The following is a 13,091-nucleotide window of genomic DNA, read 5'->3' on the forward strand; positions in this document are numbered from 1 at the left end:
GGCATCCAGCCGGGAGGAATGGTTCACTCCGGTGCGAATGCGGATGACCAACAAGGCGGTTATTTCAGGCCTGTTGCAAAAATATGGCCCCTTGTGAACGGAAGATGTCCAACAACATGATCGCCCTCGCTTGCGCGTGGACCGGATCGGACCGGATCACGCCCGTCTTCGAGGAGGCCCTCATGAACGACCGGCTCAGCCTGAGTACCGATGCGGCAAGGCAGTTGGCGACGACCACCAAGACCACCCCGCAGATGCGCGGCATCACCCCGCGCTACCTGCTGCGCGCCCTGCCCTGGGTGGACGTCGACTCCGGCGTCTACCGTGTCAACCGCCGCCGGTCGTTCATCCTGGGCGACGACCGGATCAGCAGCTACACCGACAACGGCACCCACCACGTCGTCCCCGAGGACCTGCGGGAGGTGCCGTACCTGCGGGAGGCCGGCGAGGATCTCCTGCGCGAACTCGCCGCCGCCTTCACCGAGGTCACCTTCGAGGCCGGCCAGTTACTCGCCCAGGAGGGCGAGTCCGCCGACAAGCTGTGGGTCCTCGTGCAGGGCCGCGCCGAGAAGCGGGCCACCGGCCGCTACGGCGAGGACGCCCTCGTCGAGGTCATCGGCGACGGCCAGTTCTTCGACCTCGACTCCTGGTCCCGCTGCGGTCAGCTGCCCCACCGGGTCGTCGCCCTCACCCCCGGCACCGCGCTCTGCCTCGACCGCTCCGCGCTGGCCACGGCCGCCGGACGCGACGAGGCGCTCCGGGCGGCGCTTGAGGCGTACACCACCGGGGACCGCATGGCACCCGGTGCCGAGGTGCCCGTCGACCTGACCGCCGGTCACATCGGCGAACCGGAGCTCCCCGGGACCTACGTCGACTACGAGGACGCCCCCCGCGAGTACCACATGAGCCTCGCCCAGACCGTGCTGCGCGTCCACTCCCGCGTAGCGGACCTCTACAACGAGCCCATCGACCAGACCCGCGCCCAGGCCAACCTCACCATCCAGGCGCTCCGCGAGCGCCAGGAGCGGGTGATGCTCAACGACCCGGACTTCGGGCTCTTCAGCAACGTCGCCCCCGGCCAGCGCGTCCAGGCGCGCACCGGCGCGCCGACCCCCGACGACCTGGACGAGCTGCTCGCCAAGGTCTGGAAGCAGCCCGGCTTCTTCCTCGCCCACCCCAGGGCCATCGCCGCGTTCGGCCGGGAATGTACGCGCCGGGGTGTGCCCCCGGTCATGGACACCCGGTTCGGCAGCCCGCTGCTGAGCTGGCGCGGGGTCCCGCTGCTGCCGTCCGACAAGGTGCGGATGACCGGCCCCAACGGCGCGGAGACCACGGAGATCCTGCTGATGCGGGTCGGCGAGGCCGAGCAGGGCGTGGTGGGCCTGCGCCCGTCCAAGGTGCCGGACGAGGCCGAACCCGGCCTGTCCATGCGCAACATGGGAGTGGACCAGAAGGGCATCACCTCGTACCTGATGACGGCCTACTTCAGCGCCGCCGTGCTGGTCGAGGACGCCGTCGCCGTGCTCCAGAACGTCGAGGTGTCCAAGTACCATGACTACTCCTGACATGACGTGGGGCAGGCCCGCCCCCGCCATGCCCCCGCTCACCGCCGCGCTGCCCGGCACGGGCGTGGCACCACAGCTGCCGGGCGCTCTCACCGGGGCGCTCCCCGGCTCGTCCCCGCAGCCGCCCGCCGCCCTCACCGGCACCGGGCTCCCGACGGACGGTGCGGCCACCCGGAGCGGGCGGTTCACGCCCGAGGCGGCCCGCCAGGACATGCCCATCCTCCAACGGCCCGTCAACGGCCGCCCCCTGATCTGGCTGGACAACGGCGCCACCACCCAGAAGCCCCGCCAGGTCATCGAGACCCTGGCCTCCTTCTACGCCACCGCCAACTCCAACATCCACCGCGGCGCCCACACCCTCGCGCGCGAGGCCACCGACCTCTACGAAGGAGGCCGCGCGGCCGTCGCGGAGTTCCTCGGCGCGCCGTCCCCGGACACCGTCGTCGTCACCCGCGGCACCACCGAAGCCGTCAACCTCGTCGCCCAGACCTGGGGACGCGCCGACCTCGGCCCCGGAGACGAGATCCTCGTCTCCACGCTGGAGCACCACTCGAACATCGTCCCCTGGCAGATGATCGCCAAGGAACGCCGCGCCCGCGTGGTGCCGATCCCCCTGCTGCCGGACGGCAGCATCGACCAGAACGCCTACGCCGACCTGCTCTCCTGCCGCACGCAGCTCGTCGCGATCAGCCATGCGTCGAACGTGCTGGGAACCGTCCCGCCGGTGCGGGAGATGACCGCCCTCGCGCACCGCTACGGCGCCAAGGTGCTCGTCGACGGAGCCCAGGCGGTCGCCCACTTCCCGGTGGACGTCCAGGAGCTGGACGCCGACTTCTACGCCTTCTCCGGCCACAAGCTGTACGGGCCCACCGGCATCGGCGCCCTCTACGCCAAACCGGAGATCCTGGCGGCCATGCCCCCGTGGCAGGGCGGCGGCAACATGATCGACTCGGTCGGCTTCGACCGCGTCACCTACGCACCCGTACCGCACTGCTTCGAAGCGGGCACCGGGCACATCTCCGGCGTCGTCGGCCTCAAGTCCGCCATCGACTGGCTGACCTCGTTCGACCACGGCGCGGTCGCCGCGTACGAGACCGCGCTGCTCGGCTACGCGCAGCAGGCCCTCGCCACGGTCCCGGGGCTGGAGATCCTCGGCTCCGCGCCCGAGAAGATCGCCGTACTCACCTTCACCCTCGCGGGCCACGACCCCATGGACGTCGCCCACTGGCTCGACCAGGCCGGCATCGCCGTCCGCGCGGGCCACCACTGCGCCCAGCCCGCGCTGCGCCACTACGGTCTGGACGCCGCGGCGCGCGCCTCCCTCGCGCTGTACAACACCACCGAGGAGGTGGACGAACTGGTCGCCTCCCTGCACCAGTTGCAGGCACAGAGCGGCTGAACCCGGCCCGTACGGCCACCGCCCGCCCCGACGCGCCCGACAGCGCGCCGGGGCGGGCGCCCCTCGCCCGGCGACCGCCCCTCGTCCGCCCCCTGGGCAACACGCCGCGCATCCGCAGGAATTCGCGGTATTTCCCGCGACAAAGGGAACCATCAGCTACAGAACACAATCTCTGAAGCCAGAGACGTACGAGTGTGCGTACAAACCCGGACGCAGGGGGCGGTACATGACACAGAGAGTCGCACGGCGGCGGTGGCGGGGCGCGAGGAGTGCCGCCGTGGGATCCGCGGTGGCGCTGACGGCGGGACTGGCCCTCGTCTCCGGGACGGCGGGACAGGCCGCGGCCATACCGGCCGCCGGCACGAAGGCGACCGAGGGCTGCGGCGACGCCCAGGTGTCCGCCGCCCAGGCCGCCAGGGCCGCCGCGGACGCCACCCCTCCCGAGCGGAGCGCGGTCGGCTCCACCGCGGAGAAGATCTCCTACAGCCTCCCGGGCCAGGCGCCCATCGGGCTGTGGACCCGCTCCGGCGTCACCCTGCGCACGCCGGTCACCAAGGGCACCGTGCGCCTCGACGTCGACAGCCGCGGCTTCGACACCGACTCCCTGTCCGTCCAGCGCTATGTGCCCGAGACGCACCTCTGGGTCGACCTCGACACCCGCCCGAGCGGCTCCGGCACCCCGCAGCACGGCGTCTTCACCTTCCCCGTCACCGCGGCGGCGAGCGCCGACCACCCCCACACCGTGGCCCTGCGCCTCCAGGACCTCGACAAGCCGGGCACCTTCACCGTCACCGCCTCCGTCCAGGACGGCAAGGGCCACACCTACAGGAGCCCCGCCCGTACCGCCACGGCCACCCGCCCCGCCGTCTCGGTCAGCGGCTGGCAGCAGCACACCACCCTGACCCGCGGCGGCCCCGCGGGCGACGTCACCGTCACCGTCAAGAACACCACCGACCGGGCCTACCCCGCGCTCAACGCCTCCTACTTCGCCTACGGCGGGGGCGTCGGCCACGCCCTCACCCCGAAGGACCTCGTCCTCCAGCAGTACCGGTCCGGGCACTGGGAGCGCGTCGGCCTCGTCGCCGGCGGCTGCGACCCGGGCATGAGCGCCGCGCTGGCCGCCACCTCGAAGAAGCCGCTCGCCCCCGGCGAGAGCGCCGTCTACCGCCTGCGGGTGGCCGTCGCCTCCTCCGCACCCCGCGATGTGACCAGCGCGGACGCGGGGGTCTCGGTGGGCAACGGCGACCTGTCGTTCTTCTCGCGGCAACTGCCCTTCGCGATCAAGGGCAAGTAGCAGCGGTACGAGACAGCCGGCCGGCGGACGAGGAGTCCGCCGGCCGGCTGCCGCCTCACCCGAACTCCGGGCCCGAAGGGCCGAAGGCCGCCCACCGCTCGATCGCGAACTTGCCGCCCTCTCTGCGGACTTCCGCCGCGCCGTGACCCGGCAGGTGCCCCGGGAACACCAGCGCCCGCGTGTCCGCCGCCTCCTCCAGGATCCGGCGCCGCGACCGCGTGGCCTCCCGCTGGTCCTCGCTCAGACACGTGTCGCAATCGGGTTCCGCGATCTGCAGCGGATTGTGCACCAGGTCACCGATGAACAGCGCCCGGTCCGTACCCGACGCGAGGCGCAGCACGGCCGAGCCCGGGGTGTGCCCGGGAGCGGGCTCCAGGCTCAGCGCGGCGTCGATCCGGTAACCGTCCTCCCAGAGCACCGCCTGACCCGCCCGGTGCACCGGCGCGATGCTGTCCTCGAACATGTCCCCGCCCGCCGTGGCGACACTGAGGTCACCGAGCATCCCGCGCCAGGGGCGGCCGTTGGCCGGATCGCAGAATTCGAAGTCGGCCTTCGCGATCACATAGGTGGCACGGGGGAAGGTGGGCACCCACTCGCCGTCCACCAGCCGGGTGTTCCAGCCGACGTGATCGGAGTGCAGATGGGTGTTGACGACGACATCCACGTCCTCCGGGCGGACGCCGACGGCGGCGAGCCGGTCGAGGTAGTCGGTCCGCAACCGTGACCAGCCCGGAATGTGCGGCCGGTCCTTGTCGTTGCCGAGCCCGGTGTCGACGAGGACGGTCCGGCCCTCGCTGCGCAGCACCCACGTCTGCACATTGACGAACAGTGCGTCGTGCTCCGGCTGCCAGAAGTCCGGCGTCAGCCAGGACTCGTTCTCCTTCCACATCCGCGGGGTGGCGGAGGGGAAGACGGTGGCGGTGGGGGAGAACGGCCCGTGCCATTCCACGACGCGGGAGATCTCCACCCCGCCCAAGGTGATCGTCTGCATGGCACCGACGCTAGACAACGGCGGGGTCCCGGCCAAGGGGCGTGAACGCACGGGCTGTTGGGCGATCACCGCGCCCGTGGCGCGCGGGCCCGGCTCACGGGGCGTCGCAAGTGTGGGCCAGCGCCCGGTCGAGCCCGTCGCCGTGCACCGCGTCCAGGCCCGCCGAACGGGCCGTCAGCGCCTTGTCCCGGTCCAGCACCGTCGCGCACCGCGGGCCCGACAGCGCCGGCCCGGCCCCCCGGATCGCCTCCAGCAGCTCCCCGCCCAGCCGGTCCAGGACGGGGTCGACCTGCTTGACGAGGTCGGGGCGGAGCGCGGGCAGCAGCTCGGAGTCCTCCTCCCACCGTTCGTGCAGCGCCCGTTGGACCGCCTTGTTCGCCTCGATCTGGTCCTCGAACACCCGGCGTACGACCTCCCGGTCCATGCCAAGCCGCGCGGCCCGGGTGTCCATGGCGTCCAGGACCGCCTTCTCCGCGACCGGGTCGTCGACCGGCCGCCCGGTGCCCCACTTCGCCGCCGCCACCGAGTCCGCCGTCGCGATCCGCTCGGCGGCGAGCCGCACCAGGGTGCGTACGGCCTGCTCCGCCGCCGGCGAGGCGCCCGCGGCGGTGCTCGGCCGCGCGGAGCCGGTGTCGTCGTGCTGGTCCGAGACACAGGCCACCACGCAGTACAGCAGGGCCAGGGCGGCGGCGCAGCGCCGCAGGACGGCCCTGCTCCGGCCTCGTCCGTCGGGGGGAGCGGGCACGTCGCTCACCCCTCCCGGCGCACGGCCAGCAGCGCGGCGTCGTCGGACAGCCCGCCGCCCGTGTACGCCAGCAGATCGGCCACCACGCGGTCCAGCAGGACGTCCGGCGCCGCCTCCGGCATGAGGGCCAGCCGCTCGGCGAGCGGATAGAAGCGGCCGGACGCGTCCCGCGCCTCCGTCACCCCGTCGGTGTACAGCAACAGCATGTCGCCCGGCTCGAAGGCGAAGTCACGGCAGTGGTACGGGCCCCCGACCAGCCCCAGCAGCGCCAGCGGCGGCTCCGGCACCGGTGACTCGATCTCCGTCACCCGCCCCTCGCGCCACAGCAGTGGCGGCAGATGGCCGCAGTTGACCATCCGGGCCGGACCGCCGGACTCCGTCACCCCCACCAGCACGGCCGTCACGAACTCCTCACCGGCCCGCCGCCGTGTCATCGCCGCGTCCAGCCGCCCCGCCACGGCGGCCAGGTCCGCCTCGACCTGCGCGGCCTCCCGGAACGTCCCCAGCACGTCGGCGGCCGTCTCGATCGCGGCCAGCCCCTTGCCGCGTACGTCCCCCAGCAGGAACCGGGTCCCGAACGGCGTCGCCAGCGCCTCGTACAGATCGCCGCCGACCCGGGCCTCCGCCGCCGCGGCCAGATACCGCACCGCCGTCCGCATCCCCCCGATCCGCTCCGGCGGCGGGCGCAGCAGGGCGCGCTGCGCCGCCTCGGCGACCGAACGCGACTGCCCCAGCTCGCGCTCCCGCGTCGCCACCAGGACCACGTTCGCCGTGCTGATGGAGGTGATGGCCAGGACCGTGAAGCCCGAGGTCAGATGGGCGGAAAGCGGCACGTCGGGGTCGGCGAGCGCCAGCAGGGGCACGAGCACCAGTGCGGACATCCCCACCGTCAGGGGCACGCGGGCGCGCCGGGTGCCGATGCTGGCCAGCACGGGCGCGGTGGCCAGCACCGGGGACAGCGTCCACTGCGGATCGGTCGTCACGTCCAGCGTGACGGCGCCGGCGAGCAGCACATATGCGGCCACGACGAGCGTGCGAGCGCTGTGGGGGAGACGTGACACCTGGAGCGATACGTCCCGGCCTGGGTGGTGCGTCATGATTGCTGCCCACCATAGGCACCACCGGCGGCGCCTGCTACCGGATGTCGTCCCAGGTGATGACCGGGCATCCGGCCCGCAGGCTGAAATCCACCGCCGGATTGCGCACCGGCCATTTGAGCCGCAGCCAGCTCGGCACCGTCGCCGGAATTCCGTCGTCCCCCGCCAGGTGCCAGAACGTATTGGAGTCCTGCCGGGCGAAATAGGGGCAGAACAGGGAGATCACCAGCGTGGCCCGCCGGCCGTCGGTCACCGGGGTGACCGCGTGGAAGATCCGGCTGCCGTGGAGGAACAGCGTCGCCCCGCGCTCCCCGCACGGCGCCTCGTGGATCCGGGGGTCCCCGGGCACCGCGCCCGCGAATTCATCCGTACGCCCCCGGAAATAGGTGAACCGGCCGCCCTCGTAGTCGTCGTGGCCGGTGAGCTGAATGGTGAACACATAGTCCATGCCGTCGCGATGCCACCGCACGATCTCCGGCCGCCCCTGCCCGCTGCCGTAATTGATCTGCGCCGTGGGGATCCGCAGCGGATGCGGGATCAGGGGCACCCCCACGAGCCGGGAGCAGGTGAGCAAAAACGTCCGGTCGCGGATCATGTTGTTGAGGAAGGGGGAGAGGAGATCCGCGCCGCGCAGCCGTCGCGTCGCGATGAACCCGCTGTTCCGCGCGGCCTTTTCGAGGTTCTCGCACACCTCGGTGAGATTCTCCAGGCCCTCCTTCGTGAGGATCTGCCACGGGCCGACGAGTGCGGTGTCGTCGGCCCGCCCCCGCCAGTGGCCGAGCTCGTCCGGGGCATAGCCGAATTCACCGAGGGACAGCCGGGGCACGCCCGCCTCATGGGCGATGAATTCGCTGCGCCAGGGCGGCTCCGCGGGCAGCCCCGCGCCGCGCCGTGGAGTACGGGCCCGCAAGGCGTGGAACACCTGCGTCACCCCGGTCGGTGTTCTCGGCAGGTCGAGTGCGCTCGCTCTTCCGCTCCTCGTCATGAGGGCAGCTCCTTCGACGGAGAACTCTTCGGCTGAAGCGAAGGCCGCGACCCCGAGTATCCAACGCGGGAACCCCGCTTTCACAAGAGCCGCGATCCCGCCACCCGGCGGCCGCGCCCTGAGGCCGCACCGGACGCACGAGTTGCCGGAGAAAATGCGAAATGTAGCATTCTGGATGAACGGGTAGACGGTGCGTTCGACTCCACCCGGCTCCACACCGGGGGCCGTGGCGCACGGCAGCGCGACCCGTTCACCCACACTCCCCACACGGACGTGGTGCGACGCATGCGGATCGCGGCAGGCCCGCTGGACTGGTCCCTGGTGAACGGATGGATCCCGCTCACCCTGCTGGCCGTGGGGCTGTGCGCGCTGGCGGTCCTGCTCCTCTCCCGTCGGCGCACCTGGTGGACCCGCCTGCTCCCGGCCGCCGTCCTGCTGGCCGCGCTGCTGACCTGGCTGCTCCGCACGGCCGTCGACGACTGGCTGCAACCCTTCCCCGACCCCCTGCCCACCGATGTCGTGATCTGGACCGGCATCGTCGTCCTCGGAGTGTGCCTCGCGGTCTTCCGCATGCCGACGCTCCGCTGGAAGGGCCGCCTCGGCGCCGTACTGGCCGGTCTGTGCGTCGTGCTCCTCGGCGCCTCGGAGGTCAACAAGCACTTCGACCAGTACCCCACCGCGCGTACCGCCCTCAACTCCTGGCTGACGAAGACCACTCGCCTCACCGACGCCACCGGACCCACCGAACCCGCTCTCCAGGTCCCCGCGGGCAAAACGGTCTCCGACGTCTGGAAGCCCCCACCCGACCTCCCCAAGGACGGCACCCTCTCCCACACCCCCATCCCCGGCACGACCTCCCACTTCGACGCCCGCAGCGGCTACGTCTACCTGCCGCCCGCCTACCGCACCACCCCCCGGCCGCTGCTCCCCGTCATCGTCCTCATGGCCGGACAGCCCGGCTCGCCCGACGACTGGATCAACTCCGGGCGGCTCGTCGACATGATGAACGCCTTCGCCGCCGACCACCGCGGCCTCGCCCCCGTGGTCGTCGTCGTGGACCCGCTCGGCTCGCAGTTCGCCAACACCCTCTGCCTCGACTCCAAGCTCGGCAACGTCCAGACCTACCTCGCCACGGACGTCCCCGACTGGATCCGCGGCCACCTCCAGGTCGCCCCCGCCCGCACCTCCTGGATCATCTCCGGCATCTCCTTCGGCGGCACCTGCTCCATCCAGCTCGGCGTCAACGCCCCCCAGGTCTACGGCGTCGTCAACGACATCTCCGGCCAGGAGGCCCCCACCCTCGGCAGCCTCCGCAAGACCCTCGACAAGGCATTCGGCGGGGACGCCGCCGCCTTCGCCAAGGTCAACCCCCTCGACGTCCTCGCCCGGGAGCGATTCCCCGACACCAAGGCCGCGTTCGTCGCCGGGAGCAGCGACAACACCTACCGGCCCCAGCAGCGGAAGATGTACGAAGCCGCTCTCAAGGCCGGGATGCGCGCCGAGTGGGTCCTGCTCCCCGGAGGCCACAGCTGGCAGGTCTGGCGCCCCGGCCTGGAGCGCCAACTGCCCTGGCTGGCCCGCGAGACGGGGCTGATCCCATGACGGACACCACCGCACCGCCTCCCGACGCACCCGTCACCGGCGACGCCCGGCACCCCTGGCGCATCACCCTCGACAGGCTCCTCGCACCCGTCCGCCACGCCCCCTTCACCCTCGCCTTCCTCGCCGTCCTGTGGATCGTCGGAGCCGTCACCCACAGCCTCGGCTCCGGCCCCGGAAGGCACCGTACGGAGACCGTCGCGGTCGGCGTCCCCGCCCTCGCCGAAGGCCGCTGGTGGACCCCGGCCAGCTCCCTGCTGTGGTGCTCCGGCCTCGGCGGCTACATCGGCTCCACCCTGATCGTCCTGCTGCTGGTGACCCCCTCCGAACGCCGCCTCGGCGTCGCCCGCACCGCCGCGGCCCTGCTCGGCGGCCAGATCCTCGGCACCCTCCTCGGCGTCGGCATCGTCAAGGCCGGCGCCCTCGCGGGGGAGTGGTGGCTGGAGGAGCTCGCCGGCGACCTCGCCGTGTCCCCCAGCGTCGGCGCGCTCGCCGTCGGCGGCGTCCTCAGCTACCGCCTCACCGCCCTCTGGCGCCGCCGCACCCGCCTCGCCATCGTCGCCTTCGCCCTGGTCATGGCCCTCTACATCGGCCACCTCCAGGGCGTGCTGCGGCTCGGCGGCGCGGTCGTCGGCCTCGTCGCCGGCGCCCTGCTCCACCACCGCAAGGGCACCTGGCGGCTGCGCCACTCCTCCCACACCGAGGCCCGCGTCCTGGTCGCCCTCGTCGTGGCCGCCGCCGCCATCGGACCGATGGCCGCCATCCTCTACCGCGACGCGTACGGGCCCTTCAACTCCTTCCAGCTCTACGTCGCCGTCCAGCCCACCGACCAGGAAGTCACCGACGCCTGCGCCGCCTCCGCGGCCGACTGCCACTACGTGCACGCCCTGCGCGGCTTCTACGACTCACCCGCCGCCGTCATGGCCGTGCTCGTCCCCGCCATGATGCTCGTCCTCGCCGAGGGCCTGCGCCGGGGCCTGCGGCTCGCCTGGTGGCTCGCCGTGCTCGTCCACCTCGCCTGGATGGCGCTCTTCTCCTACTGGCTGCACGACTTCCTCAGCCACCCCGCGGGCTGGGCCGCGCCCGCCGAACGGTCCACCTACGCCCAGGCGTTCGCGGAGCAGATGCTGCTGCCCGTGCTCGTCCTGCTGCTGCTCGTCGTCACCCGCGCCCGCTTCGACCTGCGCCTGCCCCGCTCGGCGACGCACCGGCTCACAGCCGTCGTCGGCGGTGCGCTCCTGCTGGCCTGCGCCGCGTACATCGGCATCGGCTACACCGTGCGCGACCAGTACGACCCCGAGGCCACCCCCGTACGGCTCCTCCAGGGGCTCGCCTCGGAATTCCTGCCGCCCACCCTCATCGACGTCTTCACCGACTGGCCCGTCCCGGTCGGCGGCACCGCCCAGGCCCTCTTCCACTACTGCGGCCTGTTCTTCTGGCTCATCGCCCTGATCGCGCTGCTCGTCACCTTCCGGCGGCCCCGCCTGCACACCGACGCCGACGCCGCCGTGCGCGCCCGGGAGATCCTCGTCGCCCACGGCGGCGCCACGCTCTCCTACATCACCACCTGGGACGGGAACTACTACTGGTTCGACGACAGCGGCCGGGCCGCCGTCGCCTACCGGGTGATCGCCACGGTCGCCCTCACCACCGGCGAACCCTTCGGCGCGCCCGACGCGCGGGCGGCCGCAGTCGCCGGCTTCGCCCGCCACTGCGACGAACGCGGCTGGACACCCTGCTTCTACAGCGTCGGCGCCGGGACCCGCGAGGCCGCAGAACGGCTCGGCTGGCGATCGGTGCAGGTCGCCGAGGACACCGTCGTACCCCTGCCCGACCTCGCCTTCACCGGCAAGAAGTGGCAGGACGTCCGCACCGCCCTCAACAAGGCGAAGAAGGAGGGCATCACCGCCGAGTGGTGGTCCTACCCCGACGCACCCATCGCCCTCACCGACCAGGTCACATCGATCTCCGAGGAATGGGTGGCCGACAAGGGCCTCCCCGAGATGGGCTTCACCCTCGGCGGCCTGGACGAACTCGACGACCCCCACGTGCGCTGCCTCCTCGCCGTCGACACCGACCGCACGGTCCACGGCATCACCAGCTGGATGCCCGTCCACGACAACGGCCGCCCCGTCGGCTGGACCCTGGACTTCATGCGACGCCGGGCCGGCGGATTCCGCGGCTCGATGGAATTCCTCATCGCCTCCGCCGCCCTCGGCTTCCAGGAAGAAGGCGCCCGCTTCCTCAGCCTCTCCGGCGCCCCCCTCGCCCGCAAGGCCACCGCGGAACCGCCCGCGGCCCTCCAACGCATGCTCGACTACGCGGGAAAGGTCCTCGAACCCGTCTACGGATTCCGCTCCCTGCTCGCCTTCAAGTCCAAATTCCAGCCCGAATACCACGCGCTCTACATGTCCTACCCGGACCCGGCGGCCCTCCCCGCCATCACCCGCGCCATCGGCAAGGCGTATCTGCCCCATATGACCCCGACTCAGGGGGTGCGGTTGATGCGGCAGTTCTCGACGTAGCGGTGCCGAGGCGATCGCCCGGCCACCTCGGGCGAGTGGTGGAGTCGGCTACCGGGACTGTCCGCATGCCTGCCGGATGATCTTGTCTGCTGCGTGGATGAGGTCGGCGTTGGTCCTGGCAGGTGTGCCGTCGGGGAGCCGGAGTGTGTCTTCCAGGCCGATCCGCGTGTCCAGCCCGCGGGAGGCGGCCAGCCGGAGGATGGGCCAGGCGGCTTCGTCCGCGCCGTGGAGGAGCACCGGCGAGGTCGTAGCGGGGCGGAGCTCGTCCAGCAGGCCGGCCGCGGTATGGACCGCGGTCCGCGGGCCGGTGTCGGTGATCTCGGCCAGGACGCGCAGGACGCGGTGGGACTCCGGCCAGTTGAGGAAGCGCTGTGCTGCCGGGGTTCCGGAGAAGATGCCGGCTTCGATGCCGACGCCCTGGTCGAGGAGGGCGGTGGCGACTTCGGTGGCGCCGTCCTCGTGCCAGTTCACGGAGGCGTGGTCGGGCAGCACGGTCCAGGACCGGACCTGGGCAGCGCGGGCTTCGGGGTCCGGTGTGGCCCAGGCGCCGGTGGTGACGCCGACGGGAATGCCCGGGACGGCGGCCCGTACCGCTGTGAGGGCCGCGGCGACGGCGGTGGATTGCAGTGTGTCCTCGCCGCCGCGGTCCTTGGGGTGGAGGTGGATGTCCTGGGCGCCGGCGGCGACGGCGTCGCGGGCTGCCGCTGCCAGTTGCTGCGGGGTCACGGGGAGGTGAGCGCACTGGGCGCGGCTTCTGGCGCCGTTGAGACAGACTTGAAGCATGGCGTGATCATCTCAGGTGGGCCTGGCATGCAGAGGCCGTCCCATGCTCATCGTGGAGTCGCCGCCTGCGTGAGGCTGTGCTGGAATGCGGAGGCAGCCGGGACCCGG

10 protein-coding genes are annotated in these 13,091 nt (G+C 72.2%); 5 read left to right on the forward strand and 5 right to left on the reverse strand.

From position 1 onward, the window contains the following. Positions 1–182 precede the first annotated feature (182 nt). The 3 genes from ABD269_RS10165 (at position 183) to ABD269_RS10175 (ending at position 4,258) form a co-directional block, all read left to right on the forward strand. Positions 183–1,565: a family 2B encapsulin nanocompartment shell protein gene (locus ABD269_RS10165; RefSeq protein WP_344117472.1), complete on the forward strand. Its 1,383-nt coding sequence runs from the start codon at positions 183–185 to the stop codon at positions 1,563–1,565. Further along, positions 1,552–2,964 carry a SufS family cysteine desulfurase gene (locus ABD269_RS10170; RefSeq protein ID WP_344117444.1) on the forward strand — a complete coding sequence of 471 codons (1,413 nt, stop codon included), beginning with the start codon at positions 1,552–1,554 and terminating at the stop codon, positions 2,962–2,964. Before ABD269_RS10165 ends, ABD269_RS10170 begins: the two co-directional genes overlap by 14 nt. Positions 2,965–3,241: 277 nt before the next feature. Continuing rightward, on the forward strand, positions 3,242–4,258 hold the full coding sequence (locus tag ABD269_RS10175; RefSeq protein WP_344117445.1) for a hypothetical protein: 1,017 nt from the start codon (positions 3,242–3,244) through the stop codon (positions 4,256–4,258). A 55-nt stretch (positions 4,259–4,313) separates the two neighbouring features. On the opposite strand, the gene ABD269_RS10180 is transcribed toward ABD269_RS10175, so the two are convergent. The 4 genes from ABD269_RS10180 to ABD269_RS10195 all read right to left on the reverse strand — a co-directional run bounded on the left by ABD269_RS10180 (position 4,314) and on the right by ABD269_RS10195 (position 8,076). Next, complete coding sequence (locus ABD269_RS10180; protein WP_344117446.1) at positions 4,314–5,249, reverse strand: MBL fold metallo-hydrolase; 936 nt, start codon at positions 5,247–5,249, stop codon at positions 4,314–4,316. A gap of 94 nt (positions 5,250–5,343) precedes the next feature. After that, a complete protein-coding gene (gene aroQ / locus ABD269_RS10185) occupies positions 5,344–5,994 on the reverse strand; it encodes a gamma subclass chorismate mutase AroQ (RefSeq protein ID WP_344117447.1) in 651 nt (216 codons plus the stop codon). 5 nt (positions 5,995–5,999) lie between these two features. After that, on the reverse strand, positions 6,000–7,091 hold the full coding sequence (locus ABD269_RS10190; protein WP_344117448.1) for a PP2C family protein-serine/threonine phosphatase: 1,092 nt from the start codon (positions 7,089–7,091) through the stop codon (positions 6,000–6,002). A gap of 37 nt (positions 7,092–7,128) precedes the next feature. After that, positions 7,129–8,076 (reverse strand): hypothetical protein, encoded by a 948-nt coding sequence (locus ABD269_RS10195; protein ID WP_344117449.1) that lies wholly within the window; start codon positions 8,074–8,076, stop codon positions 7,129–7,131. Positions 8,077–8,361: 285 nt separating this feature from the next. Here ABD269_RS10195 and ABD269_RS10200 point away from each other — a divergent pair, with 285 nt between their 5' ends. Both ABD269_RS10200 and ABD269_RS10205 read left to right on the forward strand, forming a co-directional pair. Further along, positions 8,362–9,678 carry an alpha/beta hydrolase gene (locus ABD269_RS10200; RefSeq protein ID WP_344117450.1) on the forward strand — a complete coding sequence of 439 codons (1,317 nt, stop codon included), beginning with the start codon at positions 8,362–8,364 and terminating at the stop codon, positions 9,676–9,678. Continuing rightward, positions 9,675–12,200, forward strand: coding sequence for a bifunctional lysylphosphatidylglycerol flippase/synthetase MprF (locus ABD269_RS10205; RefSeq protein ID WP_344117451.1), 2,526 nt, complete (start codon positions 9,675–9,677; stop codon positions 12,198–12,200). The genes ABD269_RS10200 and ABD269_RS10205 overlap by 4 nt, the downstream gene beginning before the upstream one ends. A 48-nt stretch (positions 12,201–12,248) precedes the next feature. Here the strand turns inward: ABD269_RS10205 and ABD269_RS10210 are convergent, their stop codons facing one another. Further along, a complete protein-coding gene (locus tag ABD269_RS10210; RefSeq protein ID WP_344117452.1) occupies positions 12,249–12,983 on the reverse strand; it encodes a 3-keto-5-aminohexanoate cleavage protein in 735 nt (244 codons plus the stop codon). Between the last annotated feature and the right edge of the window lie 108 nt (positions 12,984–13,091).

The sequence above is a fragment of the Streptomyces blastmyceticus genome, from assembly GCF_039521185.1.
GTDB classification, from domain to species: Bacteria; Actinomycetota; Actinomycetes; order Streptomycetales; family Streptomycetaceae; genus Streptomyces; species Streptomyces blastmyceticus.

Bases quoted from the DNA above. Each gene is read 5' to 3' on its own strand.
- ABD269_RS10180 (WP_344117446.1), bottom strand. From the start codon at position 5,249: ATGCAGACGATCACCTTGGGCGGGGTGGAGATCTCCCGCGTCGTGGAA.
- ABD269_RS10195 (WP_344117449.1), bottom strand. From the start codon at position 8,076: ATGACGAGGAGCGGAAGAGCGAGCGCACTCGACCTGCCGAGAACACCG.
- ABD269_RS10200 (WP_344117450.1), top strand. From the start codon at position 8,362: ATGCGGATCGCGGCAGGCCCGCTGGACTGGTCCCTGGTGAACGGATGG.
- ABD269_RS10210 (WP_344117452.1), bottom strand. From the start codon at position 12,983: ATGCTTCAAGTCTGTCTCAACGGCGCCAGAAGCCGCGCCCAGTGCGCT.
- ABD269_RS10205 (WP_344117451.1), top strand. From the start codon at position 9,675: ATGACGGACACCACCGCACCGCCTCCCGACGCACCCGTCACCGGCGAC.
- ABD269_RS10190 (WP_344117448.1), bottom strand. From the start codon at position 7,091: ATGACGCACCACCCAGGCCGGGACGTATCGCTCCAGGTGTCACGTCTC.
- ABD269_RS10170 (WP_344117444.1), top strand. From the start codon at position 1,552: ATGACTACTCCTGACATGACGTGGGGCAGGCCCGCCCCCGCCATGCCC.
- ABD269_RS10165 (WP_344117472.1), top strand. From the start codon at position 183: ATGAACGACCGGCTCAGCCTGAGTACCGATGCGGCAAGGCAGTTGGCG.